The sequence below is a fragment of the Gemmatimonas sp. genome (assembly GCF_046594945.1).
Taxonomy (GTDB): domain Bacteria; phylum Gemmatimonadota; class Gemmatimonadetes; order Gemmatimonadales; family Gemmatimonadaceae; genus Gemmatimonas.
In genome coordinates this window covers 15,047-40,848 of the sequence record NZ_JBKJRB010000175.1, presented here as the reverse complement: position 1 = coordinate 40,848, position 25,802 = coordinate 15,047, and the positions used below count along the sequence as shown (strand labels likewise).

Sequence of the window (25,802 nt, the reverse complement as noted above, 5' to 3'; positions counted from 1 at the left end):
TCAGGAAGCGGTGGAGGAACGATCGTGATTGCCGGCTTGCAGGGCGGTGATCGCGGCGACATGCACAATGTCGTGCGACGTGGCCCCCCGCGACAAGTCACTGCACGGACGCGCCAGCCCCTGCAGGATCGGCCCGATGGCGGTTGCATGGGCCACACGCTGCACCAATTTGTACGCGATGTTCCCGGCGTCGAGTGACGGGAAGACCAGCACATTGGCCGTACCCGCTGCGCGTTCGCCTGGGGCCTTGCGACGGGCGATTTCCGGCAACAACGCCGCGTCGGCCTGCAACTCCCCGGACACGATCACCCCGGGCGCCTCGGCGCGTACGATCGCGACCGCCTCGCGCACCTTGCTCACGGACGGTCCATCAGCACTGCCCATGCTGCTGTACGAGAGAAACGCCACCCGCGGCTCGTCACCGACGATCCGACGACGATCAGCCGCCGCCGCGATCGCGATATCGGCGAGCTGTCGCGCCGTGGGATCGGGAATGACCGCGCAATCCGTGAACGTCAGCACTTCGGTCTCGCCACCGCGGAACGGTGGCACTATCAGGTAGAACGACGAGGACACGGTGCGTACGCCCGGCGCGGCTCCGATCGTCCAGATGGCCGCGCGTAGCACGTCGGCGGTGGTGTGCACCGCCCCAGCCACACAGCCATCGGCTTCCCCCAGCGCCACCAGTGAATCGGCGAAGTACAACGGGTCACGGGCAAGGCGCTCGGCGTCTTCGCGACTCAGTCCCTTCGCTCCACGACGTGCCAGCAGGTGCTCAACGACGCGCGGCGTGCGGTCATCCATCAGTGGATCGACCATCTCAATGACGCGCGACGGCACAACGCCCGTGGGCGCATCGTTGCGGCGCACCAGCACGGGGACGACCGAGCCAAGCTTCCCGAGTACGATCACCGCTTCGACGGTGCGAATGTCGGTGGCTTCCGGGAAGAGAATCGTGCGAGGCGCCGCCGCGGCACGTTCGTGCACCGAGCGAAGGAACGCACCCGCGGCATCATCGAAGTTGGGCACGGAACTCATCGCAACTCAGCGAATCGCGTCACGAGCGCCCTGCCAACCAGCGGATGCACCAGCCCGCTCACGTCACCACCGAATCGCGCCACTTCGCGCACCATGCTCGAGCTGATGTACGTCGTGTCGAGCGACGGCGTCATGAACACGGTCTCCATTTCGGGAAGCAGATGACGATTCATCAGCGCCATCTGGAACTCGTATTCAAAGTCGCTGACGGCACGCAGTCCGCGCACGTTGACCTGGGCGCCAACCTCGCGCGCGAAGTCGACCAGCAGACCGCTGAACGCACGCACCTCGATGCGACTGTCATGCCCCATGATGTCCGTGATAAGGCGCACGCGGTCATCCACCGAGAAGAGCGGCTGCTTGCTCACGTTGTTCGCGACGGCCACGATCACGCGATCGGCAAACGTCAGGGTGCGCCGAATCAGGTCCTCGTGCCCATGCGTGATGGGATCGAAGGAACCGGCGTACAGGGCAACACGCTCGGCGGATGCGGCTGGGAACGGCGTCACGAAGGGGCGCGGAAGAAGGTCAGAGACGTGGAGCCGTATCGACGGCTCTCGCCGATTGCCGGCAGAATCACCGACGACGAATGTTCAATGCCGAACACGTTGGCGAAAGGGACCGCCATCCAACACTCGACGAGCTGCGGGACGGTCTGCGTGGAATACGGCGGATCGGCGAACGCCACGTCGTACGCGCCGGCCGACAGCCGCTCAACGAACCGGACGGCGTCATCACGATGTAGATGTGCCTCCGGATGCCCACCCAGCTTCTCGAGGTTGGACCGAATGACGGCCAAGACTTTGGGCGACTGTTCGACGAAGTCGCAGCTGGCCGCCCCGCGAGAGAGCGCTTCGAGTCCGAGGGCACCGCTGCCTGCGCACAGATCGAGCACACGGGCCTCGGGCAGAATCTGATGCACGATGCTCATCCACGATTCGCGGACCCGATCGCCGGTGGGTCGCACCGCACCACCATCCGGCGCCTCGATGAGACGCCCGCGCCATTTGCCGGAAATGATCCGCACGAGTTACTCCGAAGCGGGTCGCACACCGGCGACCCGCAGTTGAAGGCGCGACACCCCGCGATACTCATCGCGGTCGAGCCGATAGGCGAGGTCTACCGGTCGCGAGACGCTGAGGGTCGGAGCGAGCGCGGCCATCCCCCAGCCGATCGCTTCGAGTACGCCACGCGGTGCGTCAAGGGACAGCTTCAGCCCGTCACCGCCCACTTTCCGCGGCGCCGCTGCCAGACGGACGCCGGTGGTCCGAAACATCGGCGACGGATTGCCGATGCCGAATGGCTCGAAGTGCCGCACCAGCGCTTCGAGTTCTTCGCCGACACTGTCGATCGGGACATCAAGATCTACACGGAGCTCCGGTATCAGATCGTCGGGCGTCAATCTTGCCCGCGCGACTTCGTCAAAGCGCTCGGCGAAGGCTGGCAGCTGAGCAGCGTCCATCGTGAGGCCCGCGGCCGCACGGTGCCCGCCGAAGCGCTGAAAATGCATCGCACAGTCACTCAGCGCCCCGTGGAGGTCGAAGGCACTGATCGATCGACCTGACCCCTTCCCGATGCCATTCTGTACCGCCACGAGGACCGCAGGGCGGGCTGTTTGCTCAACGATGCGCGACGCGACAATGCCGATTACGCCGGCATGCCAACCTTCGCGTGACAACACGTACGCGTATCGATCGCCCATGCCTGGACCCTCAACCTGTCGCATGGCATCATCGAGCACGGTGCGATCGAGCTCCTGACGGGCGCGGTTGAGCTCCTCGAGCTCCCGGGCGATCACGTTCGCTTCGTCTTCCCGTTCGGCCAGCAGCAGTTTGAGTCCGAGCTTGGCGTCGGCGATGCGGCCCGCCGCGTTGAGGCGTGGTGCCAGCACAAAGCCCACGCGACCGGCCGTAAGTGGCTTTCCTTCGAGTCCGGAGGAGCGGATCAGCGCGCGAAGTCCAGGGTGCGTCGTTTCGGCCAGCAGTTTGAGTCCGTAGCGCACCATCACGCGATTCTCGCCGCGGAGCGGCGCGACGTCAGCAATCGTGGCGAGTGCCACCAGATCGAGTTGCCGATGCGCAAGCGCGGGGGACACGTTGAACGCCTCGCAGAGCGCGAGCGCGATTTTGTAGGCCACGCCGACGGCCGCCAAATCTTTGTCGGCCGACGGGCACTCCGGATGCCGCGGGTTGCAGATCGCGTACGACGCCGGCAGCGCGTGCCCCGGCAAGTGATGATCGGTGATGATCACGTCGATTCCCGCGGCGTTGAGCGTCGCAACGGCATCCCGCGCACTCGTGCCGCAGTCGCACGTCACCACCAACGTCGCCCCCGCGCGCTGCGCCGCTTCCACCCCAGCGCGGCCAAGGTCGTAACCGTCGGTGAGTCGGTTCGGAACGAACGGCACGACGTGCTCGGCACCGAGGCCGCGCAGCACCCGAACCATCAGGGCGGTGGAGCTCATCCCGTCAACGTCGTAGTCGCCGTGCACAACGATCGTTTCCTGCGCCCGGACCGCGTCGGCGATGCGCTCGACCGCCCGCGGCAGATCGCGCATGGTGTCGGGGGCCGCGAGGTGCTCGAGGCGCGGGCGGAGGAACCGTTTGGCCGCGTCGACGTCGGCGTAGCCTCTCGACACCAGCAACCGACAGACGGGTTCGGGCAGCAGCAGCGCCTGCATGAGCCCACTCACGCCGTCGCTCGCGGCGGGGACGGTGGCGATCCACCGTGTCTCCGGCCGCAGCCGCGCCGGCGGGAGGAAGGTCGAAACGGAGCCACCTTCAAGGCGGCGGTCGAGTTGGGCGGAGGACGGGGGCACACCCGCAATGTACCGGCAGAGCGGCGGGGGATGCACCCGAAGGGCTGCAACCGTACCCCCGACGCGGCCGATCGACGTCAAATCAGTCTTGCGGTGCCTGCGGGGGCGCCGGCGGCGCCGGGATGTAATACAGCAAGCAACCACACCCTTCGCACGGTTCGATGATCGCGCCGGTCGACATCGGCAGGCGACGCTGCAACGGGATGGATGTATCGCAGCTCCCGCACGAGAAATCGTCATGCAGCTGGAACACGACGATCGTCCGGCGCCGGGCTTGGACCCGATCGTACTTGCTGAGCAGCGAACGGCCGACGCCTTCCGACGACTTATTGCGCTTGCCGCGCGCGACGCCGAGTTCCTTGTCGATCACCGCCAACTCAGCGGCCAGCGTTGAACGGGCGGCTTCCTGATCGGCCGACGTACGCTCCAGCACTTCCCGGTGGACGGCGAGCGCGTTGCGCAGATCAACGATGCGACGCGAGATCGCCAAGGACTCGCTTTCCTCATCCGCGAGCACCTTGCGCGTCGCCTCAACCTGTGCGGCCGCCGCGGTGACTTCCTTGAGCTTTTGCGCCGAGTTCAAGACTTCAACGTTCTTATCGTGCCGGAGCTTGTGTTCGACGATGCGCGCTTCGAGTGAACGATGCTTCTCGAGTTCGCGTTCGAGCGCGCCATCGGTCCGGCTCACCTCGTCGGCGGCGCGCTTACGCGCCTTGTCCAGCGTGGCGAGACGAGGGGCCAGCGCATCGCGCCGAGTTTCGATCGCGCGTATCACTTCATCGTCCTGCTGAACGATCAACAATGCTTGCAGCTCGGTATTCACTACACCTCCAGGAGGGAGATCCGGTCGATCATCGACCATCACCCCTTCGGTTTAGCCCGCGGACTGCGGATAGGCAAGAGCCGACGGATTTCGGCCTCAAGTTCAAGGCGCTCCTTCATCAACGCGTCCTGCGCTTCTCGCGTTGCAGTTCGCATCGCCTCACGGATCTGATCGACCCGGTACTCCAACACACGCGCATCCAGCTTGCTGAGGCTGAGCCCGATGTCCGAGGCTTCGACGCTGATCGCCACGGCCCCATCGGTAAGTTCACGAAGCACGGTCAATGCGTCCGGAGCCAGTCGATCGGCAATCTGATCCAGGTCGTCGCTCATGGGCGCGGCGAGGAGCGCCGCGAACAACGCCCCGTACTGCGCGTGACGGAACGAGCTCGGCGGATGTCGCTCCGAGACGCGTTCCGCGATCCCACGATCGGCCAACATCGCTCTCACGAGCGATCGCTCGACCGGTTCATCCCGTCGCGGACGCGGTGGAATATTGGTCGTCTTCCACTCCGGCCCTCCGCCGTACTTGTTGTTCTTGCGCCCCTTCCAAACGGGCTTGTCGCCGTCGGGCGGCGGTAACGGCGCCGGCTCGGGCTCGGCCGGCGGCCCCTCGAACTCCGGCTGAGGTTCGTCATTGGAGCGTTCCGGCGGTCCGCCGGACGCGCGGCGACGCCCCTGCTCGGTGACCGCGTCGGCCTCCGTCGACAGCGTGACTTTGTCGAGGTGCGAGACATCGGCGAGACGGGCCAGATACAAGTCGCGCGTGAGCGGATCACGCGCGGCGCGAATCGTCGGCAACAGCTTGTCGATGGCAATGCGACGACGACGCAGATCGGAGAACCACCCGAGACGCTCGAGCATCTGCACCTGTCGGTCAAACAGGTCGATCGCCAGACCGAGCTGCACATCCATCGCGACACGTCCATGGTCGCGCACGAACGTGTCCGGATCTTCGTTCTGCGGCAGCGTCACGACCCGGACGGTGGCTTTGTGACCGAGCAACTCCAGGCCAGAGCGAAACGTCGCCTTCTGTCCAGCCTCATCGCTGTCGTACAGCAGGAAGACTTCAGGCGCATAGCGTACAAGCAACTGCGCTTGTTCATCAGTCAGCGCCGTCCCGAGTGGCGCGACGACTTCCTCGATGCCGGCCAGCACCAAGCGAATCGCGTCGAGATACCCCTCCACCACGATGGCACGATTCGCACGACGCATCGCCTGTTTGGCGGTGTGCATGTTGTACAGGGTCTTCCGCTTCTGAAAGACCACCGATTCCGGACTGTTCAGATATTTCGGGGTGTCGTCCCCGAGCGCGCGTCCGCCGAAGGCGACATGTCGACCGAGCTCGTCGAGAATCGGAAACATGACGCGGCCGCGAAAGCGAGGGCGAGGCTCTGTCTCGCCCTCACGCACCACAAACAATCCCGCTTCGATCAGACGCGCATCGTCGGCGCCGAGGGAATGCAGATACCGGCGAAGCGCCTGCAGATCGCGCGGCGCGAAGCCGAGGCCGAAGCGTTCCCACGAGGCTTCGTCGAGTTGCCGTTGCTGCAGGTAGGCCCGCGCATCGCGCCCCGCGTCGTCGTCGGTGAGCTGGCGCTGAAACCATTCGGCAGCGGCCGCGAGGACTTCGAAATTCGGGGCGTTGGGATCGGGCGCCTGCGCTCGCATCGGCACGTCGATCACCTCGATGCCGACCCGCTCGCCGATCATCTTCACGGCCGATGGCCAGTCGAGGCCGAGACGCTTTCGCACGAACGAGAACACATCACCGCTTTCGTGGCAGACGAAGCAGTGGTAACTCCCGCGTTTGGGCGACACCGAGAAATTCGGATTGGTGCCGCCATGAAACGGACAGGGTCCGCGATAGTCTCCGCCAGCGCGCTTGAGCGGCACCAACTCACTGATGATCTGCACGATGTCCGCCGCCGTGCGGACGCGCTCGATGATCTCGTCCGAAATCACGTCAGCTCTGCCACGGTCACACCCGCCCCCCCTTCGTTCCATGCGCCAAGACGAAACGTCGCCACGCGCGTGTCCCTCTTGAGCATCTCACCCACGCGGGACCGCAGCGCACCGGTTCCTTTGCCGTGAATGATGCGAAGCTCGCGCATGTCCGACCGCACCGCGGCATCGAGGGCCTGCAGCACCTCATCGTCCACTTCATCCACGCGTAGTCCGCGCACGTCGACTTCGCGCCGTGGATCAGACTCGGGGATGCTGCTAGCGTAGGTCACCTTTACCGCCGGTGGTGGTGGCGCCGACGAACGCGTGAGTGTGGACAACGGCACCGTCACGGTGAGCGAGCCGACCATGACGCGCGCGTCCTTGCCGCGTACCGAGAGTACTAGTCCGGTCTTGTTGTCGAGCGTGCCCACCAGCACGCGATCGCCCTCGGCGAGCGGCGGCTGCGCCCTCGGTAGCGTTCCGACACTCGGCGTCGCCCCATCGAGCGCTTGACGCACCTGCGTGCGGACCCTCTCGCGCGCCGCACGCTGCTGCACGGCCTCGACCGCAAGGCCCTGCACCGCCGCGGCCTCCTCGACCGCGCGGCGCGCCGCGCGCGCGGATTCTTCGAGCGCGTCGGCCTGTTCGCCGGCCTTGGCACGAATCTCGGCAATCGCGCGCTCGACCTGCCCACGCGCCTCGAGCAGATACTTCCGCGCCTCTTGACGAGCCATTTTCTCGGACTCACGCTCGCGTTCGCGCACCTTCAACTCGCGATCGGTCACGGTCGCCACTCGTGCACGCAGCTGCTCCTGCTCGCGGACCATCACCTGTTCGCGCAGGCCGAGTGCGCCGTCGCGTGCTTCCACATCCGAGAGCAACACCGCGAGATCGCGCTCGCCGTGAGGCAGCCGCGCTTCGGCGCTCACGATGACGTCCTCGGGCAGCTGCAGTCGACGCGCGATACTCAGACCATAGCTCCGCCCCGGAATGCCCTTCAGCAGGCGATAGGTCGGTGCCAACTGCACCGCGTCGAACTGCAGTGACGCATTCACGACACCCGCCACTTCAGTGGCGAGCAGCTTGAGCTGCCCAAGATGCGTGGTGGCGATCGTGGTCGACGACCGTCGGGTTAAGGTCTCGAGAATGGAGCCGCCAAGTGCAGCGCCTTCGGCCGGATCCGTACCCGATCCGAGTTCGTCGATCAACACCAGTGAGTCGGGCGTCGCCGACCGCAGGATCTCGCCAAGATTCTTGAGGTGGGCGCTGAACGTCGAGAGACTCGCTTCGATACTCTGCTCGTCGCCAACATCGGCAAAGACATCGTCGAACACGGGCAGACGGCTGGTCGCGCCAACCGGCACCGGCACGCCCGACTGCGCCAGCGCACTGAGCAGACCGATGGCTTTCAGCAGGACCGTCTTACCGCCCGTATTTGGACCCGAAACGAGCAGTGTTCGCTCGTGTTCGAAGAGCGTCAGATCAAACGCGACCACCGGCGTACCACGCGAGAGCAGCAGCGGATGGCGGCCATCCACAATTGCCAGCCCCTCGGCCGGCGTACAGAACGCCAGTGGAGCACAACGCGCTTCGATGGCGTACCGCGCGCGGGCATACAGGGCATCCAGCGCGACAAGCGCACTGAACGCGGCGATCAGCTGGTCGTGATACGGGTGCAGCTGCTCGGTGAGTGCGCGCAGCACGCGCTCGACTTCACGTAGCTCCTCGATCTCGAGTTCGCGCACGCGATTCCCAAACTCCACGGCGGCAGGCGGCTCCACGAAAATCGTGGCGCCGGTGCCGGAGCTGTCATGCACGATGCCTCCGACGTAGCCGCGCGCTTCGCGGCGCATCGGCATCACCCAGCGACCGTTACGCATCGTGACCGACAGGTCGCTGACCTGATGATGCGATTCGAGTTTCGCGATTTCGCGCTCGAGCAACCGGACCAACTCGCCCTCGGCCTGCCGAAGCTCGCGACGCACGCGACGAAGCGCTGGTGAGGCATCGTCACGCACGGTGCCATCATCGGAGACGGCACGCGCGATCGACTCCTCGATCGGGCGGAGATCGAGGAGATGGTCGAGATACGCCTGCAGATACGCGACCGTAATACGCGGGCGCCGCGGGTCTCGCAGCGCGTCGCGCACGCGGCGGGAGGAGCGAATCAACGTCGCGCCTTGCAGCAGTTCGAGGGCGGTCCAGGTCAGCCCTTCGATGCGCAGCCGACGGAGCGGCTCACCGAGTTCTGGAATCGGCTCCGTTGGCCAAGTGAGCTCCGACGAGACGAGCGCGCGCATGGCGCCCACGCGCGCGTGTTCAGCCTCCAGCCATTCGCGATCGATTCGAGGCGTGAGCACGCGCACCGCGGCCGCGCCAGAAGCCGAATTTGCCCGTCCGGCGACATGCGCGAGCATGCGTGGGAACTCGAGGACGTCGAGGGCGTGGGCGTTCATCATACGGAGTGTAAACGTCGAGGTGCGTCGCGGCCTAAACGGCACGAACCCGGACCGCCGAGGGCGCTAGTCCGGGTTCGAGATCTGCTGTGTGCTGTCATTCGGCCCGCCACGACGTGTCGTGCGTTGTCGTTGTCACCCGCGCGCGAGTTCCTCGCGCACGATGGCGTTGATCGTACCACCGTCGACCCGCCCTTTAAACTGCGGCATCACCTTGGCCATGACGGCGCCAATGTTGACCGGCCCATCCTGCATCGCAGCGCGCACGGCGACGCGCAAGTCTTCAGGGTCGACGGCGGCAGGGAGGTACACCTCGAGCGCCGTGACCTCACGCTGTTCTTTCTCGAGCAGGTCAGTGCGTCCTGCTCGGCCAAAAAGCTCGACAGATTCGCGCCGTTTTTTGATGCCCTTTCGAACGACATCAAGGACGTCATCGTCGGTGGCATCGCAGCGGAGTTCGATCTCTCGGTTCTTGACCTCGGAAATGATCATCCCAAGGAGGAGCACGCGATCCTTCAGCTGCTCCCGTCGTGCATTGGCTTGATCACGCTGCAAACGCGCCAGCAATGAACCGCCGGGATCCACAGGACTGCTCACCCGTTACGGGTGCGCCGATTCTTGCGGACGGCCGCGTTCATCTTGCGCTTGCGGCGCTCCGAGGGCTTCTCATAATGACGATGCTTGCGCAGGTCGGATAGGATACCGGCCTTCTCGCACTTCTTCTTGAAGCGCTTGAGCGCACGCTCGAAATTCTCGTCCTCGTGGATGATGACTTCGGACAAACGGAACCTCGTAAATGATGGCGTGACAGACACGTTGCGATAGAACGACAGCCTTAAATCCTACCCAACCAACGGGGGGAGGTCAAGGCGCAAACAGCGATAATTCCAGAGGACCGCGACCAATTATCCCGGCGGCCAGTGCATTACCCGGCCTCCCAACACATGCAAGTGAAGATGGTGGACCGTTTGACCGGCATCATCTCCGGTATTGGCCACCACCCGATAGCCCGTTTCCGACAAGCCTTCTGATCGAGCGACCTCAGCCGCCAGCAACAAGAGGGCGCCCAATTCAGCGCCGTCGGACGCGTCGGCCAGTGAGGCGACATGGCGGCGCGGGATCACCACGAGGTGTGATGGCGCCTGCGGATGTTGGTCTCGGAACGCGATGCCATGCGTGTTACTCGCCACGAGCGTGGCCGGGATGGTCCCGCCGACGATGCGGCAGAAGATGCAGTGGTCTGACATTAGGCCTCGTGAATCGTGGCGCGGGCACCGAGCGCTGTCCGGGCGATCGCCAAGGCGGCCACGGCGGCGGTCTCGAACCGGAGGATGGTCGGACCGAGTCGCACTGGACGGAATCCGGAGGCCACTAACGCCTCGAGCTCATCGACCTCGATTCCGCCCTCGGGTCCGATGGCCAGCACAATGGGGTCCTGCAGGGAGGTCGCGGTGGGGCCCACCATCGGCGTTCCCGCGGGATCGAGCACCAAGCGGTCTCCTGGAGGAGCCGCCATCAGCGCGCGCTCCAGCGTGGCCTCGGGGAACGGTTGTGGCAACCACGCCCCTTCCGACTGCGCGAGCGCGCTCGACATCCGAGCCAGCACCTTCTGCTGAAACGCGACGCCTTCCCCGCGCGGCGACACGCTTCGTGATCGCCGCCAGAGAACGGGCCGCCAGCTCGTGCAACCAAGCTCACACGCCTTCTCGGCCAACCACAGCATGCGGTCGCGGTCGGCGACCGGCACCAGCAGGTGCACCTCAGGGAGCGGCGCGAGGACCTCGACATGGCGGATCTCGAGGTACGCCTGCGTCTTCGTCAGGCGCACGAGCTGCCCGCCACCCACGTGCCCCTGCCCGTCACGGACGCCGACCTCGGCCCCCGCGACGAGGCGCAAGACCCGCATGTGGCGCGCCGCGTGCTCGTCCAGTACGCACGTCACCCCGACCGCGAACGGCTCGGTCGTGACGAAGTTCGGTCGTCCGGCGGCTACGCCCTCGCGATCGAGACCGACCACCAGATGTCCTCCGCATCCTCATCAAGCACGCGCCAGCCGGTGGCGGCCAAGACCGCGAGCAACTGCTCGCGCTCCTCCTGCAGGATTCCGCTCAGGATCGCCCCGCCGTCGGCGCTTAGCGCGTCCGCAATTATCGGCAGCAACTCGACCAGCACCGACGAGATGATGTTCGCGAGCACGACCCGGACCGGCGCCAGGAGCGGCAGGAGCACACCCGCATCGGCCTCGAAGACATGCACACGGTCGGCGACACCATTCCGGCGCACGTTTTCTTCGGCGTTGGGAATCGCTTCGGCATCGAGCTCGACGGCGTACACACGCGAGGCACCGAGTTTGGCCGCCGCGATCGCCAACACCGCGCTGCCGGCGCCGAGGTCGGCAACGATATCGCCGTCGCGCATCACGGTGGGAAGCAGACGCACCACGCCGCGCGTGGTGGCGTGCTCGCCGGTGCCGAAGGCCATACCCGGCTCGATCACGATCGTGCGCGCCGGATCGCGCCCCTCCGCGAGCCACGGCGGCGTCACCGTCAGCGAGCCCAAATCATGCGCGTTGAGGCGCGACTTCCAGGCCTCGCTCCAGTCGATATCGGGCACCAGTGCGGTCTCGATCGTGACACTCTCGTCTGCCTCGGTCAGCGCGAAATGCACCGCTTCGAGGTTCGTTTGCGGCGGAAAGTGCGTGACCAGCGACGTGCCGTCTTCGTGCACGCCCTGCGCGCCGACGGCGAACAGGGCGGCGAGACAGGCCTCACGGCTGACATCGCCTGTTCCGGGGCTCACGCGGACGCTGACCCAACGCGAGGACGCATCAAGCACCCAGCGCCTCCTTCATCTTCGACCAGAAGCCCTTTTCGCGCTGCGGCGGTGCCTGCCCCTGCAACGTGGCCAGTCGCTCGATCACGACCTGCTCCTCACCCTCCACGTCCTGCGGTGTCCAGAGTTGCACCTTCACGTGGAGATCACCCGTGCCGGTCGCGTTTACGCGTGGCAATCCACGGCCGCGCAAATGGAACACCATGCCACTCTGCGTGCCCGTTGGCACGCGCAGCGACAGGTCACCAGTCAGACCGGGAACCCGGATATCGGCGCCGAAGACGAGTTGCGAGTACGTGACCAACGCTTCGCAGAACAGATCTTCTCCGTCACGATCGAAGCGCTCGTCATCCTCCACCTCGAACACCACGAGCACGTCGCCCTTGGTGCCGCCGCGCGGTCCCACATTGCCCGCTCCGCGCAGAGTCATGTACTGACCCGTCGCGACACCCGCCGGCACCTGAATCTTGAGCGTGCGCTCGGCCCGCGCGCGCCCCTCGCCTCGGCACTTCTTGCACGGCGACGACACCACCACCCCTTCGCCGGCGCACGTCGGACACGGCGCCACCGACACGAACTGGCCGAAGAACGACCGTTGTGCGCGTCGCACTTCGCCGGCGCCGCCGCACGTATTGCACGTCTGGGGCTTAGTACCGGGCTCGGCGCCAGAGCCGTCACACTTGTCACACGCCTCGAGCACCTTGAGCACGACCGACTTCTCGACGCCCGTCGCGACTTCCGTGAGCGTCAGCGGCAACGGCAGTTTGACGTCGGCTCCCGTACGCGACCCGTTCCGCCGACCGCCGGCCTGACCACCGAACAAATCTCCGAATCCGCCGAAGTCGCGCATGAAAATGTTCAGCGCCTCTGACAAGTCGACGTGCTCATACTGCTGCTGAGCACCCCGGAGACCGGCCTCGCCGTAGCGATCGAATCCCGCGCGCTTCTGCGGGTCGCGCAGTACGTCGTAGGCCTCGGTAATGGTCTTGAACTTCTCCTCGGCCTCTTTGGCGCCCGCATTGCGGTCAGGGTGCCACTGCATCGCCAGGCGACGATACGCCTTTTTGATGTCGTCGTCGGATGCATCGCGCGGCACTCCAAGCACCGCGTAAAAATCGGCCATATCGAAACCCGGAAAAACGCGCCGCCAGAGCGCGGCGCAGTCGAACGGCGGGTGCCGGAAACCGGTCGCCCGTCGGTGAAGTCAAAGTCGAACTGAGAAGCCGACGCGAAATATCGACCGCTCCGCCCACCTGAGGCGAGGGGAGGGAAGTTAGCAGAGCAGATCGGACACAAGTCGGGACGTGTGACCCACCAGCGCGATCACTTTGTCGTAGGGCATCCGCGTGGGACCGATCACGCCGATTACACCGCTCAACGATCCCGCCTGGTACTCCGCCGTCACCACCGTAAACGGTTCAAGTCGTGGGTCGCCGTGCTCGTTACCAATCGTGATCGAAATGCCGTTCGCCCCAGGCTTCTTCTCAAGCAACGAGGCAAGTTGCTGCCGTGTTTCCGTGAGCTCGATCAACTGACGCAAACGCTCTCCACTGGCGAACTCCGGCTGATCAGCCAACAATGAAGGCTGTCCAAGCACCACGGTCTCCGACGGATCGGAGACACGCCCGAACACCTGCTCACCCTCCTGCACGAAAATGTGCAGCAGTTCGGCCGTGTCCGGCTTGAGGTGGACATCACGCAGCCGCGAGGGGAGCGTGGTGCGAACCTGCTCGAGGGTAAGCCCGGAGAGGCGCTCGTTGAGCACGATCGTGACTTCGATCAGCGCCTCGTCCGCAATGACGCCCGGCACTTCCACGAACACCGTGCGCACCGCGCCACCGTGCAGCGTGAGCACCATCAACAGACGCTCCGACGAGATGCGGACCAGCTCGACCTGACGAAGCGTTGCCCGCTCGAACCGAGGGCCGAGGGCCACACCGAGTTCTTGCGTCAGGATACCCAGTGACTGCGCAGCACGGCGGAGGATCGCCTCGATGGCCGACCCGCCGGCCGAAATGTCGGCCTGCAATCGCCGCTGCGCATCTCCGGTAATCGTCTCCACGCGCATGAGCGAATCGACGTACACCCGATACGCCTTATCGGTGGGAACGCGTCCGGCCGACGTATGCGGATGAAAGAGGAATCCTTTCTCCTCCAGATCACTCATCGTGTTCCGAATGGTGGCTGGAGAGATGCCCAAACTGAAGTGCCGTGACAACGTACGAGAGCCCGCGGGCTCGGCCGTTGCCACGTACCGGTGGATTACCGCTTCCAGTACCTGTCGCTCCCGCTCGGAGAGCTCCCCGCTAATTGCCATAAGTGTAATGCTACGAACGACTTCGAAGTGCTGTCAAGTCGGCGGCCAAGGCATCGAGCCGAAGCCACCCGGAGGCGGTGCACCGGATATGCGATCCGGCGGTCCCAACAACAGACTCGATCCACCCCTGCCGACGCCACGTGGCGACGCGGGCTTCCTCACCTTCCCGAAGCTCCAGTCCGTCGATCGTGCGCAATCCAAGGTACACCATCTCTGCCTCACGGTTCTGACCGGTTAACGTTTCTGAGCCGCCTACCGGGTCGAGTCCGGCGATCAGCGCCGTTTCCCACGAGGCGAGTGCGGCCTGATTCCACCGCCGCTCCGAGCCGTCGAATCCGTGCGCCGACGGGCCGATGCCCAGATACGGCACGCTTTGCCAGTACGCGCTGTTGTGTCGGGCCCTACGGCCGGGCTTCGCGAAATTCGACACTTCGTAATGCTCGAAGCCGGCGGCCCGCAACCGCTCGTGTGACTCGAGAAACTGGCGCTCGTAAAGCTCCTCTGGCGCTTCCTCGACCTCGCCCCGCGCGTGCCAGCGCCCCAGCGGTGTGTGCGGTTCGATGGTGAGTCCGTACAGCGAGATGTGGTCGGGGGCGAGCGCGAGGAGGCGCGAAATGTCGCCGCTCCAGTCGCGCTCAAGCGCGGACGGCGCGGCGAAGATGAGATCGAGCGACATCGCGTCAATGCCGCCCGCACGTAGCGTGTCGACCGCGCGCACCGCCGTGGCGGCATCGTGCACGCGATGCATCCAGGAGAGCACGCGATCGTCGAAACTCTGCACGCCGAGACTCACGCGATTCACACCGGCCCGACGCCACGCCGCCACGGCATCGACCGACACGTCTTCGGGGTTCGCTTCCAGCGTCACCTCGGCGTGCGCATGGAGACGGACGTGTCGGTGTAACTGTTCGAAAAGGCGCTCGACGCCCTCGCCACCCAATCGTGAGGGCGTGCCGCCGCCGAGATACAGCGTCGACAGGACATCGCAGGACTGCGACGCACCACGCAGGCGCAGCTCCGCCTCCACCGAATCGGCGAACGCACGCCACGGGACCTGCTTGCGAACCGCAATCGAAAAATCGCAATAGCTGCAGCGTCGCGCACAGAACGGCACATGCACGTACAGGTGCCGATACCCCACGTGGATTGTGCCCGGTGCGCTCACGACACACTGACGGACGGGTGCACTTGCCCAGTCGGGCCAAAGTGTACGAGCCCGTCGATTTCGAGTGCGCTCAATACGGCCGCCGCTTCGCGTGGGCGCAACTTCGCGACCGCGGCGATCTGATCGACGTCACGAGCGCCACGCTGCAGCGCATCCCAGCACCGCGCGGCATCGCCATCGAGGGCAACGTGGATGGACGGAGATCGATCGATACGCAGCAGCGCGAGCACGTCGTCGATCGCCAGAATGGGTTCGGCGTGCATCTTGAGTAGCGCGTTGCTGCCCATCGAGGAGACCTGATCGATGGCGTTCGGTACGCAGGCCACCATCCGATTCAATTCAAGCGCATGGTCAGCCGTGATCAGGGCACCGCTTCCCTTCCCGGCCTCGACAACAACCGTGACGTCGGCCAGCGCCGCAATAATGCGATTGCGACGGGGAAATGTGCCGCCGTGGCCCGCGTCACCCGGCTTCTGCTCGGTGAGCAGCAGCCCATCGCGCGCGATGCGTTCTTGTAGTGTTCGATGCGAACGTGGGTAGTGCACATCGAGACCCGTGCCCAGCACGGCGACGGTGCGCCCACCGGCCGCCAGCGCTGCCTCATGCGCGGCGCCGTCGATACCACGCGCCAGTCCGCTCACGATCGTCACGCCGGCGCGCGCGCAGGCGGTCGCTATGGCGCGAGCGACGCGCAGTCCATAGGCCGACGCGGCACGGGTGCCCACGATGGCCACGGCTGGCGGATAGGCACTGGCCAACGTGCCCTGTGCGTAGATCACCGGCGGGGCATCGGGCAGCTCGAGCAGTCGGGCGGGGTAACGATCGCTCCCCGCCGGCAACGCGTCGGCGCCGATACGCTGCAGGTCCGACAAAATACGGTCGGCCTCTTGCAACGCCTCGTCGCGCCGCGCCCTTGCGACCGACTGCAGCGCTCGTGTGACGTCGCCATGCAGCGACAACAGTCGTGCCATGCCAACGTCACCGAGCCCGCTGACCTGACGCAATGCAATCACTTCTCGACGCGCTTGAAGTCGCTGCGCAACCTCCGTCGACACGGACGCCAACGGGGCCGCCGACTCGCTAGGGAAGGAATTGCGCATCGCGTGCCGGCTTCTCGGCTTCCACGCGCATCGCGAGCAGCTCACGCCACCACGCGTCGAGTACCACGTCGAGTCCCATGCGCCCGGCCGCGCTGATGGCATACTTGCCGAAGGCATCCGGTGCTTCGATATCCGGGATGTAATGCTCGCCCAGCAAATCGAGCTTGGTGAACACGACGCAATACGGCTTGGTCGCGAGTGCGGTGGAGTACGAGGAAATCTCGTGACGCAACTGATCCAACTCCGCCTGCCAGTCTTCCGCATCGATCGGGATCATGAACGCGAGCATGCGAGTACGCTCGATATGGCGGAGAAAACGCAAGCCGAGTCCCTTGCCCTCGGACGCGCCCTCGATGATGCCGGGAATGTCGGCCACCACGAACGAGCGATGGTCGCTGAGTGGCACCACGCCGAGGTTCGGCGAAAGAGTCGTAAACGGATAGTCCGCGATCTTGGGACGGGCCGCCGAGATCACCGAGAGCAGCGTGCTCTTACCCGCGTTCGGCTGGCCGACGAGGCCGATATCGGCAATCAGCTTGAGCTCGAGTTCGAGCGTCCGGGCGTGTCCCTCTTCGCCTGGTTGCCATTCGCGAGGCGACTGGTGCGTGGGTGTGACGAAGAACGAATTCCCCTTACCGCCGCGACCGCCCTTTGACACGAGAATGGTGTGTCCATCCTCCATGACTTCGCCCAGAAACTCCTGCGTCTCAGCATCTCGCACGACCGTGCCGGGAGGGACGGGCAGCACGATGTCTTCGCCGGAGCGACCGGTCCGATTCGACCCCTCGCCGTGCTGCCCGCGTTCGGCCTTCCAGGCATCGCGATACGTGTAGTCGAGCAGCGTGGTCAGGTTGCGGTCGCCGCGCACGATGACGTCGCCGCCTCGTCCGCCGTCACCGCCATCAGGGCCACCCATCGGAGCGAACTTCTCGCGCCGGAACGAGGTCTGTCCCGATCCACCAGTTCCTGCTTCGACCTTCACGAGTACGCGATCTACGAACATGAATCACTTCCGAAACGAGAGAGGCAGCCGGCCACCGAGGCGCCGCCAGAAACCTACGAGTGCACGACGTGCTGCGTGTCCTGCGGCATGAACGATCCTGCGGACCTACTTCCCCTGCACGCGCGCCCACAAACCAACATACCGTCGCATGTCGTCAGCGGCGATTAACGGTGCCACTACCTGCAGCGCGGCAGAAACAACTCCCACGCTGGCTCCCGCATTTACGGCACCGTGCAGATGCGAATGCAGCTGCCGATCCTGTCGTGCGATGGCGCATGCGGCCACCACACACAACTCACGACGGGCGAGATCCAGCAACGGTCGACCGAGCACCTTGCCATACCCTTCCGTGATCATCCATCGATCGAGTGCCGGATGCAGTCCACGAATATTTACGCGCAACCGATCGTAGAACTCGCCGTACACAGTGGCGCACGTCGTCTCGCCGCGCTGAGAAAAGTCCACCACATCTCGCTCGTCATCATCGGCTGACATCGGTGCCTTGCGACCGGAGACGCGACGCCAATCCCGCGCCGCGTTGAGCGCCCGAGGAAATCCCGCAAACAAGTAGGTCTGCAGAATGACTTCTTCCACCCAGATCGGATTGACCACCCCATTCACCGCCGACAGCTCCGCGCGCACCTCCGTCTCGTTCCCACCGGCGAGCACCGCCGCCAGTCGAACGAGCGCGGCCGTCTCCGCATCAAGTGCATCGAGTGTAACCGACACATGGCCGTGCCGTGTCACCATAACAACGCCAGCTGGCTCGCCCGTACGCGCGTGGTTCGCGCTCACGTCGTGGTCGTGGCGGCCACCCCCGGCATCGGCTTCGCGCATCATTGCCGCACCGTGATCAAGCATGAGTGCGGGCCGGCGCACCGAGCGGCGCCATGCTTACGAACACCTCGCCCACCTGTTCTCCGCGCGTATTCCGAACCACTCGGACCGCCGCTTCACGCAAACTCTCTGGCAACGGTGACGGCAAGCCGTCGTACTCGGACAGCATCGCCAGTACCGCGACGAACTGTGCGCGCTGCGAACCATCTTCGACTTTCAGCGCGAAACCGATGCCCCGGTCGATGATCGCGAAGGTGTGCACGCCTTCAGCGCCGACTTTGCAAACGACATTGCCGCCCACCGCTTCCATGAGGCGCGTGTCGAAGCGGTCGCTGCCCCCCACTAAAAACGGATGCGACGTCATCGCTTGAAGAATCCGGCGACTCGGCTCGTCGCCGTGCGTCGACGCGTGTGCGAGACGCGCGTACGAAAGCGCCATGTTCGCCAACGGAAGCGAGAAGACGGTGACGCCGCAGCCGTCCACCGCGACCCCAATCTGTTCCGCGGTCATGCCCGACCACAGGGCGACCGTATTGAGCGCCGCCCGCTGCACTGCATGCGACCCCTGCTCGTAGCCGGCGGTCGGTTCCCCAAGCAACAGCGCCCGGGCCAGCATCGCGGCGTGCTTTCCGGAGCAGTTGTTGTGGAGGCGCGTGAGCCGATCGCCTGACTCACGCAGCAGCCGCGCGCCGCGCGCCGCCAGCGGTTCGTGGGCGCCACAGGCCAGGTCGCCCTCCTCGAGGCCGATTCCCGCCAGCATGGATTCGGCGAGCGCCACGTGCTCCGGCTCGCCCCCGTGCGACGCACAGGCTAAGGCCAGCTGGGTGGCGCCCCATCCCAGACGCTCCAAGCCACCAGAGCGCACCAGCGGCATGACCTGAAACGGCTTGGCGCAGGAGCGCCACCACGTGTCGGCGTGTGGATCCCGCGCCGCCTCGAGCAGCGTCCCGCTTGCGTCGACGACCGCGGCATGTACGCGGTGCCGCGACTCCACGGTCCCACCGCGCGTGACCACGACATCGAAACTGCGCTCACGAAGGGCCGCAGCAAACACCACCGGTGCCGCCGATGCATACGGCCCCTCTGGTGACGCGTCATCACGGTCGGCGTAGTGTGCACCGGCCCCAGAAAATATCGATCGAGTTTCGCTCACCACCGAAAGATAACCGAGGCGCGGCAGACGAGACGTTTTTAGGCCCGGATCAGCGGTCCGGCTGATCCGGGGAGCGGCGCGACGCCAGTAACACACCGCCCAGCACCAGCGCCCCGCCAGCGATGGTCCCGACACCTGGCACCTCGGCGATCCCCGGCAGGAGCGCCGCCAGAATCGTGGCGCCGATCGGCTCGCCCAGCGTGGTGAGGTTCACCACGAAGGCCGGTAGGTGGCCGAGCGCCCAGTTCATCCCCGTGTGTCCGAGCAGCATCGGTCCAATGGCAAGACCGGCGAAGATCGACAGCTCGCGACGTGGCTGAGGCAGTAGCGCCTCTCCCGTCGCGAAGGCGATCGTCACGCAGGTCAAAAACGCCGCGCCGTAGGCGATGGACACATACGGCCACACCCCCACGCGCTGTCGAAGTCGGCGTCCGATGAGGTAGTACATCGCCGCCGTGACCGCGCCGACCAGCGCCAGGAAATCACCGAACAGGGCGCGGTTGCTGCCGTCGGCCATCGCGCTACCCGAGATCGCGGACAGCATTCCCGAGAGCCCCCCTGGTACGTCGGCCAACCCCACCACCAAGGCGCCGATCACGGCAATCACGACACCGAGCCACTGGCGACCGGAGGGCGACTCCTGAAGCCACCGCGCCGACACACCGGCAATGATCACGGGCTGCAGATTGACCAACGCCACCGACGCCGCCACACTCGTGTATCGCAGCGAGGCGTTCCAGCTCCAAAAGTGAAGCGCCAGCAAGATGCCGGCGCCACTGGCGAGTAGGAGCTCACGTCGGGAGAGCACTCGCCACTCGCGCCATGATCCCGTGATCAGCAGGGCGGCGGCAACAATGAGCATCGACAGTCCGAGTCGCCACGTGGCGATCACGATGGCGGAACTCGCGGAGAGCCGTATCAGCGGTGCGGCGAACGAGATGCCGATCAGTGAGGCGGCCAAAACCAGCACCGGCGATCGGCGCGAGACAGCGGATGCGCGTGGGGATGCGCGTGGGGATGACGAGTTGGACATCTCGGTGGGAAGGGGCACGGGAACAGCACGACCGGTGACGAAGCTAATCGGTGCGACTAGTTTCCTCGCCATGACGCCCACCATCTCCCGCGCTCGGCTCGAGGCGCTACTGGCTGACGCCGCCTCGCAGCATGTGGTTATCATCGGCGACGCCATGCTCGATGTGTACCTCAGAGGGGACGTCGATCGAATTTCCCCCGAGGCGCCGGTCCCCGTCGTCAGAGTGCGCGACCGGAAGTTAGCGCTCGGTGGCGCCGCCAACGTCGCCCAGAACGTTGCCGCCGTTGGGGCGAGGTGCGACCTCGTGGCCGTCGTCGGGGATGACGGGGCCGGCCGGACGTTGCGCGATCGGCTCGAGGCCGGCCGAATGGAGTCACGATCGCTGGTCACGGTCGGTCGGCCCACCACGACCAAGACCCGAGTGATGGCACGCTCCCAGCAGCTGGTGCGCTTCGACGAGGAAGACGACGCGGATCTTGAGCACCCTGACGTCGCCCGCGTCCTCGACGCCATTGAACGAGCGATGCCGCACGCCACCGCGCTCGTGTTCGAGGACTACAACAAGGGTGTGCTTGTACCGGCGGTGATCGAAGGTGCGATTGCACTGGCCCGTGCGCGCGCGCTGCCGATTGTCGTCGATCCGAAGTTCCGCAATTTCTTCGCGTTTCGCGGCGCCACCGTGTTCAAGCCGAACCGTCGGGAGCTTGAAAGCGCACTCGGCGCCGCGGTTGATCTCGAGCATCCGGCGGCGCTGCCGGAAACATTTGCGCGCCTCGGCGTCGATCACTTGCTGCTGACCCTCGGCGAGCGCGGTATGGCGCTCGTCTCCTCGGACGGTATCGTACACCGCGTTCCCACGACCGCCCGTGAGGTGTACGACGTGGTCGGCGCTGGCGACACGGTGACGGCCTACTTGGCGACGATGCTGGCCGCCGGAGCCACGACGCTCGAAGCGGCCATCGTGGCTAACTACGCGGCCGGGGTCGAGGTGGGAAAGCTTGGCGCCGCGACGGTGACGCCGAGCGAAGTCCTCGAAGCCTACGACGCACACATTGCGGGCGATTGACGTACATTTGCCACAGGCGTTGGCGGATGTTTGTCACGTTCGGTCCGGTAGCTTAGTTGGTTAAAGCGCTCGACTCATAATCGAAGGATCGTGGGTTCAAGTCCCACCCGGACCATTCGCCTCGGTGCCCTGCACCGGGGCGTTTGTCTTTTCGCAAGGCGAGAGGCCTTCCCAGCGTCGATCCCCTCCGTTACGTTCTTGATCCGCGCGTTGAGTTGTCGAGCGCGGGATGTTTCGGGCGTGTAGCTCAGCTGGTTAGAGCGCTGCTTTCACACAGCAGAGGTCCGGGGTTCGAGTCCCTGCACGCCCATCACCATTGCCATTGCCATTGCCTTACATCGTAAACGGCCGGTCATCGTCACTGATGATCGGCCGTTTGCATAGCAGGACGGAGCGGCACGCTTAGAACGCTTCGACCGCCTCGATAGGAGCCTTGACCCGCTCAACGCCCCTGAGCACGGTGATCCGCGCGCCGGCCTGTCGCAGCCGACCGATGGTGCGGTCGTCGAGTCGCGCCCGCAGCACGATGACATCCTCGTCGGTACGCTGGTCGAGCACTTCACCATCGCGATGCATTTCCGCGATCATCCGGCCATTGGCCGCCGGAAGTCGGACCTCGAGCACGGGGCGCTGGCGCCGCAAGCTATCGAGCAGCGATGCCCGAAGCACATCGAGACCACCCTGCTCGATCGCCGACACGAACAGCGAATTCGGGAGAATGTTCGTCACCCGTTCACGAACGGCCGATGCCTCCTCGGTGGGCAGCAAGTCCATCTTGTTCATCACGTACAGCTTTGGCTGATCGGCCAGACCGAGATCCGCCAGCACACCGTCCACAACATCGCGCTGCTCTTCCCACACCGAATGACTTGCGTCGATCACGTGCAACAGCAAGTCCGCTTCCTTCGCCTCGGACAACGTGGCGCGGAATGATGCGACCAGATGGTGCGGCAGCTTTCGGATGAATCCGACGGTGTCGGTGAGCAGCACCGTGTACCCGTCGCCCACCTCGACTTCGCGTGTGAGCGGATCGAGCGTGGCGAAGAGTCGATCCTCCACGAAAACCTGTACGTCATCCGCCATCTGCCGCAAAATGGACGACTTGCCCGCGTTCGTGTAGCCGACGAGGGCGACCCGGTAGTGCGATTTGCGTCCTTCGCGCTGCACTTCGCGCGCCCGTTCGACGTCGGCCAGCCGCGCCTTGAGCACGCGAATACGATGCTGGATGAGTCGACGGTCGGTTTCGAGCTGGGTTTCGCCCGGACCGCGCACGCCGATACCACCACGAAATTTCTCGAGGTGCGTCCACATGCGGGTAAGGCGCGGCAACAGATACTGTAATTGCGCGAGCTCCACTTGGTTACGCGCCTCGCTAGAACGCGCCCGCGTGGCGAAGATGTCGAGAATCAGCTCGGCACGGTCCATCACACGCGTACCGACGATCGCCTCGACGTTCTTGCCTTGCGCCGGCGTAAGCTCGTCGTCGAAGATCACCAGCGTGGCGCCAAGTTCGTTGATTCTCAGCTTGAGCTCTTCGACCTTGCCGCTGCCGAGATACGTCGCGGGGTGCGGTCGATCGAGCGCCTGCGTGAGCCGGCCCACCACGATCGCGCCCGCCGTGTCCGCCAAGCGCGCGAGTTCTTCGAGGTGTTCGTCGGACTGATGACGCGCGTGGCCACGCTTTGACGGTGCACTGACGAGCACCGCGCGCTCGACTGGCGGCGTAAGGGAGATGATCTCGCGGCTGATGTGCGTCTACCTAATCTGAGAGGGCGAAGCCGATCAGCGTCCGTTGCCGGACACCGAGGAGTAGCGTCCCGTCCGATCGTACGGACGGGTGAAATTGCCGAGCGGCGTGGACACGGTGAAATCACCGCGTACCCGATAGTTCACCGTTCCCGCCGTGAGCAGCGACCGACCAGCCGCTCCCAGTCCGGCGTAGGTGAAACGTACCGGCAATCGCACCAGCGAGGAGTCTTTTTCCGGGACCACGAAGCGTCCATCGAGCGCACCGCTGCCCAGCCTGATAGTGTCGACGTCCACTTGATAGGTCATGCTTAGCGCGTCAAGCTTGTAGCCGTTCGGATTATAGACCGACAGGACGACATCCACGCTCCCGCCGGTAAGGCCAAGTCCGGTCACATTGAATTCACGCAATGTGACCACCGGCTCGTTGAACGTGGCGCGCCCGAGCGAGGCGCAGGCTGCACCGCCCGCGGCCAATGCCACGACCGCACCACCGGTCATCCAGCGCCGTACCGCCCTCGTCATGCGCATCTCATATCCCCAGGAGCTGAAAGGTCTGCTCGAAGTGCTCGATGCCGCCATTGTCGGCCGTGCAGCACGTCGACGTCTGATACCCGTGCCGACGGTCGTGTTCCGTACAGCCGACGACCGTCGCACCGGAATCGACATCGTTCGACCGCTATTCGGCGACAGGTGGACCACCCCGCTCCGCCCACCACGCGAGTCGCTTGGCGATCTGTTTTTCTTCGCCAACCGACAAGGGATGATAGTAGGTCTGACCTTGAAGGTCCGGTGGTTGGTACGGCTGCGCCACGAAGGCTCCGGGATGATCGTGGGGATACTCGTACGGCAGACGGCGATCGGGGTCGGCGCGCAGGTGCATCTCGGAGTTTAACAGATGCGCCGGCACTGGCACCGACGGTGAGTCAGCCGCGGCGGCGCGGGCCGCCGACCACGCGAGATACAGGCGGTTCGATTTGGGAGCCACCGCGCAGTACACGGCCGCCTGCGCGACCGCCCGTTCGCCCTCGGCGGGACCGAGCCGCCGGAAGGTGTCCCACGCCGTCATCACGATACCGACCGCCTGCGGATCAGCCAGACCGATGTCCTCCGTCGCCATGGCGGCCAACCGGCGCAGGAAAATCTGCGGATCTTCTCCCGCCTGTAGCCCGCGCGCCAGCCAGTACAGGACGGCATGCGGGTCACTGCCGCGAAGTGATTTATGAAACGCCGACAGTACTGCATTGCGGTCGACGTCGACGCGATCGTAGCTGACCACTCGTGTACCGAGGGCATCGGCGAGCGTGTCGCGCGTCAGGCTGGCGCCCGCCGGCAGCACCTGTGCCACGGCTTCGAGCGCACCCAGGGCACGACGCGCATCGCCGTCCGCGTGCTCGGCGAGCCAGCGGAGGGTATCGGTGTCGGCCTGCAGCCCCTGCGCCCCAAGTCCTCGCGGCTCGTCGGCGAGCGCTCGCGCGCAGACACTCACCACATCGTCGACCGTGAGTGGACGTAGCGCGTACACGCGAGACCGCGACAGGAGTGCCCCCACGACGGCAAATCCCGGTACCTCCGTGGTTGCCCCACACAACGTGATCACGCCGGTCTCGACATGTGGAAGCAACGCGTCCTGCTGCGACTTCGCCCAGCGATGGATTTCGTCGATCACCACCAGCGTGCGACGTCCTTCGTAGCGGCGACGCTTCTCCGCGTCGGCAACGATTTCACGAAGACGTGGGATACCGTCGGTCACCGCGTTCAGGACAACGACCGTCTGTTGCGTATACCGCCCGATCAGGCTGGCGATCGTTGTCTTTCCGGTTCCGCTCGGCCCCGTCAAAATGACGCTACCGATCGAGCCATTGCGAATCGCGTCGCCAAGGGGACGGCCGGGCGCCAGCAGATGCTGCTGCCCAACCACGTCGTCAAGGCGCTCCGGGCGCATGCGCGCCGCCAACGGTTCTGGAGAGCTCGCCGCAAATAACGTCGGACTCATCGTTGGATCGACACAGTGCCCGCGCTCAAGCCCAGTCGCGCCGCGGCCGCGGCCAGAGCGGTCGACTGCTCCGGTGAGTGCGTCAGCATGGAGCGCGTCGGCATCCAAACCGGTGGCGGCGGAACGGCGCGTTCGGACAGTCCAAGTCCGTCGAGCAAGAAGTACCAGCGATCGGAACGCGAGTAAATCACGAGCAGGAGCTCAGGCGTCAGCGACAGTTGATCGCTCGGGTTCAACACCGTCAGCTCCACGCCGCCATACGTCGCCAACGGAAAGCGTAGCCGACCGAGCGCATCACGGAAATCCGGCAGCGCCACGCCGACGCCCACCCATTCCGTTCCGCTTCGCCAGTCGCTCATGACGACGTCGACGGCCGGATCAAGATGGATCGCTAGCGAGTGCATCAGATCGACCACCCGTTCGGCCGTTGTTCCGATGCGCGCGATGAATACTCCGTCACGCACGGATGCGAC

25 protein-coding genes and 2 tRNA genes are annotated in these 25,802 nt (G+C 65.2%); 3 read left to right on the top strand and 24 right to left on the bottom strand.

The window, feature by feature from the left end:
• From ACLL97_RS21570 to ACLL97_RS21475, 20 genes are all read right to left on the bottom strand, one after another.
• Positions 1–1,038 carry a phosphate acyltransferase gene (locus tag ACLL97_RS21570; protein WP_411282546.1) on the bottom strand — a complete coding sequence of 346 codons (1,038 nt, stop codon included), beginning with the start codon at positions 1,036–1,038 and terminating at the stop codon, positions 1–3.
• Positions 1,035–1,547 carry a pantetheine-phosphate adenylyltransferase gene (gene coaD, locus ACLL97_RS21565; RefSeq protein ID WP_411282545.1) on the bottom strand — a complete coding sequence of 171 codons (513 nt, stop codon included), beginning with the start codon at positions 1,545–1,547 and terminating at the stop codon, positions 1,035–1,037. The genes ACLL97_RS21570 and coaD overlap by 4 nt, the downstream gene beginning before the upstream one ends.
• On the bottom strand, positions 1,544–2,065 hold the full coding sequence (gene rsmD, locus ACLL97_RS21560) for a 16S rRNA (guanine(966)-N(2))-methyltransferase RsmD (RefSeq protein WP_411282544.1): 522 nt from the start codon (positions 2,063–2,065) through the stop codon (positions 1,544–1,546). The genes coaD and rsmD overlap by 4 nt, the downstream gene beginning before the upstream one ends.
• 3 nt (positions 2,066–2,068) lie before the next feature.
• Positions 2,069–3,856: a single-stranded-DNA-specific exonuclease RecJ gene (recJ, locus tag ACLL97_RS21555; RefSeq protein ID WP_411282543.1), complete on the bottom strand. Its 1,788-nt coding sequence runs from the start codon at positions 3,854–3,856 to the stop codon at positions 2,069–2,071.
• Positions 3,857–3,938: 82 nt separating this feature from the next.
• A complete protein-coding gene (locus tag ACLL97_RS21550; protein WP_411282542.1) occupies positions 3,939–4,679 on the bottom strand; it encodes a zinc ribbon domain-containing protein in 741 nt (246 codons plus the stop codon).
• Positions 4,680–4,717: 38 nt separating this feature from the next.
• Positions 4,718–6,643: a DNA primase gene (gene dnaG, locus ACLL97_RS21545; RefSeq protein ID WP_411282541.1), complete on the bottom strand. Its 1,926-nt coding sequence runs from the start codon at positions 6,641–6,643 to the stop codon at positions 4,718–4,720.
• Positions 6,640–9,084 carry an endonuclease MutS2 gene (locus ACLL97_RS21540; RefSeq protein ID WP_411282540.1) on the bottom strand — a complete coding sequence of 815 codons (2,445 nt, stop codon included), beginning with the start codon at positions 9,082–9,084 and terminating at the stop codon, positions 6,640–6,642. The genes dnaG and ACLL97_RS21540 overlap by 4 nt, the downstream gene beginning before the upstream one ends.
• Positions 9,085–9,216: 132 nt before the next feature.
• The gene (locus tag ACLL97_RS21535) at positions 9,217–9,678 is read right to left on the bottom strand and encodes a GatB/YqeY domain-containing protein (RefSeq protein ID WP_411282539.1); all 462 of its coding nucleotides are present in this window, start codon (positions 9,676–9,678) and stop codon (positions 9,217–9,219) included.
• A complete protein-coding gene (gene rpsU / locus ACLL97_RS21530) occupies positions 9,675–9,863 on the bottom strand; it encodes a 30S ribosomal protein S21 (RefSeq protein WP_026850684.1) in 189 nt (62 codons plus the stop codon). Before rpsU ends, ACLL97_RS21535 begins: the two co-directional genes overlap by 4 nt.
• Positions 9,864–9,986: 123 nt before the next feature.
• Positions 9,987–10,328 (bottom strand): HIT domain-containing protein, encoded by a 342-nt coding sequence (locus ACLL97_RS21525; RefSeq protein ID WP_411282538.1) that lies wholly within the window; start codon positions 10,326–10,328, stop codon positions 9,987–9,989.
• Positions 10,328–11,098 carry an RsmE family RNA methyltransferase gene (locus tag ACLL97_RS21520; protein ID WP_411282537.1) on the bottom strand — a complete coding sequence of 257 codons (771 nt, stop codon included), beginning with the start codon at positions 11,096–11,098 and terminating at the stop codon, positions 10,328–10,330. The genes ACLL97_RS21525 and ACLL97_RS21520 overlap by 1 nt, the downstream gene beginning before the upstream one ends.
• A complete protein-coding gene (locus tag ACLL97_RS21515) occupies positions 11,071–11,880 on the bottom strand; it encodes a 50S ribosomal protein L11 methyltransferase (protein WP_411282536.1) in 810 nt (269 codons plus the stop codon). The genes ACLL97_RS21520 and ACLL97_RS21515 overlap by 28 nt, the downstream gene beginning before the upstream one ends.
• A gap of 28 nt (positions 11,881–11,908) precedes the next feature.
• Positions 11,909–13,036, bottom strand: coding sequence for a molecular chaperone DnaJ (gene dnaJ / locus ACLL97_RS21510; RefSeq protein WP_411282535.1), 1,128 nt, complete (start codon positions 13,034–13,036; stop codon positions 11,909–11,911).
• A 150-nt stretch (positions 13,037–13,186) separates the two neighbouring features.
• A complete protein-coding gene (hrcA, locus tag ACLL97_RS21505) occupies positions 13,187–14,230 on the bottom strand; it encodes a heat-inducible transcriptional repressor HrcA (protein WP_411282534.1) in 1,044 nt (347 codons plus the stop codon).
• A gap of 10 nt (positions 14,231–14,240) precedes the next feature.
• Entirely contained in the window at positions 14,241–15,395 is a 1,155-nt protein-coding gene (gene hemW / locus ACLL97_RS21500; RefSeq protein ID WP_411282533.1) for a radical SAM family heme chaperone HemW, read from the bottom strand.
• Positions 15,392–16,495: a DNA-processing protein DprA gene (gene dprA, locus ACLL97_RS21495; RefSeq protein WP_411282532.1), complete on the bottom strand. Its 1,104-nt coding sequence runs from the start codon at positions 16,493–16,495 to the stop codon at positions 15,392–15,394. The genes hemW and dprA overlap by 4 nt, the downstream gene beginning before the upstream one ends.
• On the bottom strand, positions 16,476–17,498 hold the full coding sequence (obgE, locus tag ACLL97_RS21490; protein ID WP_411282531.1) for a GTPase ObgE: 1,023 nt from the start codon (positions 17,496–17,498) through the stop codon (positions 16,476–16,478). Before obgE ends, dprA begins: the two co-directional genes overlap by 20 nt.
• Positions 17,499–17,603: 105 nt before the next feature.
• The gene (locus ACLL97_RS21485; RefSeq protein WP_411282530.1) at positions 17,604–18,359 is read right to left on the bottom strand and encodes a carboxymuconolactone decarboxylase family protein; all 756 of its coding nucleotides are present in this window, start codon (positions 18,357–18,359) and stop codon (positions 17,604–17,606) included.
• Complete coding sequence (locus ACLL97_RS21480; protein WP_411282529.1) at positions 18,352–19,488, bottom strand: asparaginase; 1,137 nt, start codon at positions 19,486–19,488, stop codon at positions 18,352–18,354. The genes ACLL97_RS21485 and ACLL97_RS21480 overlap by 8 nt, the downstream gene beginning before the upstream one ends.
• Positions 19,489–19,537: 49 nt before the next feature.
• Complete coding sequence (locus ACLL97_RS21475) at positions 19,538–20,458, bottom strand: DMT family transporter (RefSeq protein WP_411282528.1); 921 nt, start codon at positions 20,456–20,458, stop codon at positions 19,538–19,540.
• 133 nt (positions 20,459–20,591) lie between these two features.
• On the opposite strand from ACLL97_RS21475, the gene ACLL97_RS21470 reads away from it, so the two are divergent.
• From ACLL97_RS21470 to ACLL97_RS21460, 3 genes are all read left to right on the top strand, one after another.
• Positions 20,592–21,587 carry a bifunctional heptose 7-phosphate kinase/heptose 1-phosphate adenyltransferase gene (locus ACLL97_RS21470; protein ID WP_411282527.1) on the top strand — a complete coding sequence of 332 codons (996 nt, stop codon included), beginning with the start codon at positions 20,592–20,594 and terminating at the stop codon, positions 21,585–21,587.
• A 41-nt stretch (positions 21,588–21,628) separates the two neighbouring features.
• A tRNA-Ile gene (locus ACLL97_RS21465) sits at positions 21,629–21,702 on the top strand.
• A gap of 121 nt (positions 21,703–21,823) precedes the next feature.
• Positions 21,824–21,897 (top strand) — tRNA-Val (locus tag ACLL97_RS21460).
• Positions 21,898–21,989: 92 nt separating this feature from the next.
• Here the strand turns inward: ACLL97_RS21460 and hflX are convergent.
• From hflX to ACLL97_RS21440, 4 genes are all read right to left on the bottom strand, one after another.
• Entirely contained in the window at positions 21,990–23,291 is a 1,302-nt protein-coding gene (gene hflX, locus ACLL97_RS21455) for a GTPase HflX (RefSeq protein WP_411282526.1), read from the bottom strand.
• Positions 23,292–23,369: 78 nt separating this feature from the next.
• The gene (locus tag ACLL97_RS21450; RefSeq protein ID WP_411282525.1) at positions 23,370–23,858 is read right to left on the bottom strand and encodes an LEA type 2 family protein; all 489 of its coding nucleotides are present in this window, start codon (positions 23,856–23,858) and stop codon (positions 23,370–23,372) included.
• A 154-nt stretch (positions 23,859–24,012) separates the two neighbouring features.
• Positions 24,013–25,329 carry a replication-associated recombination protein A gene (locus ACLL97_RS21445; protein WP_411282524.1) on the bottom strand — a complete coding sequence of 439 codons (1,317 nt, stop codon included), beginning with the start codon at positions 25,327–25,329 and terminating at the stop codon, positions 24,013–24,015.
• Positions 25,326–25,793, bottom strand: a complete 468-nt coding sequence (locus ACLL97_RS21440; protein ID WP_411282523.1) for a hypothetical protein — start codon at positions 25,791–25,793, stop codon at positions 25,326–25,328. The genes ACLL97_RS21445 and ACLL97_RS21440 overlap by 4 nt, the downstream gene beginning before the upstream one ends.
• Positions 25,794–25,802: the final 9 nt, after the last annotated feature.

Excerpts from the sequence above, each read along its gene's own strand:
- ACLL97_RS21570 (WP_411282546.1), bottom strand. The coding sequence starts at position 1,038 with ATGAGTTCCGTGCCCAACTTCGATGATGCCGCGGGTGCGTTCCTTCGC.
- ACLL97_RS21540 (WP_411282540.1), bottom strand. The coding sequence starts at position 9,084 with ATGATGAACGCCCACGCCCTCGACGTCCTCGAGTTCCCACGCATGCTC.
- ACLL97_RS21525 (WP_411282538.1), bottom strand. The coding sequence starts at position 10,328 with ATGTCAGACCACTGCATCTTCTGCCGCATCGTCGGCGGGACCATCCCG.
- dnaJ (WP_411282535.1), bottom strand. The coding sequence starts at position 13,036 with ATGGCCGATTTTTACGCGGTGCTTGGAGTGCCGCGCGATGCATCCGAC.
- hrcA (WP_411282534.1), bottom strand. The coding sequence starts at position 14,230 with ATGGCAATTAGCGGGGAGCTCTCCGAGCGGGAGCGACAGGTACTGGAA.
- dprA (WP_411282532.1), bottom strand. The coding sequence starts at position 16,495 with ATGCGCAATTCCTTCCCTAGCGAGTCGGCGGCCCCGTTGGCGTCCGTG.
- obgE (WP_411282531.1), bottom strand. The coding sequence starts at position 17,498 with ATGTTCGTAGATCGCGTACTCGTGAAGGTCGAAGCAGGAACTGGTGGA.
- ACLL97_RS21485 (WP_411282530.1), bottom strand. The coding sequence starts at position 18,359 with ATGCTTGATCACGGTGCGGCAATGATGCGCGAAGCCGATGCCGGGGGT.
- ACLL97_RS21470 (WP_411282527.1), top strand. The coding sequence starts at position 20,592 with ATGACGCCCACCATCTCCCGCGCTCGGCTCGAGGCGCTACTGGCTGAC.
- ACLL97_RS21450 (WP_411282525.1), bottom strand. The coding sequence starts at position 23,858 with ATGACGAGGGCGGTACGGCGCTGGATGACCGGTGGTGCGGTCGTGGCA.
- ACLL97_RS21445 (WP_411282524.1), bottom strand. The coding sequence starts at position 25,329 with ATGAGTCCGACGTTATTTGCGGCGAGCTCTCCAGAACCGTTGGCGGCG.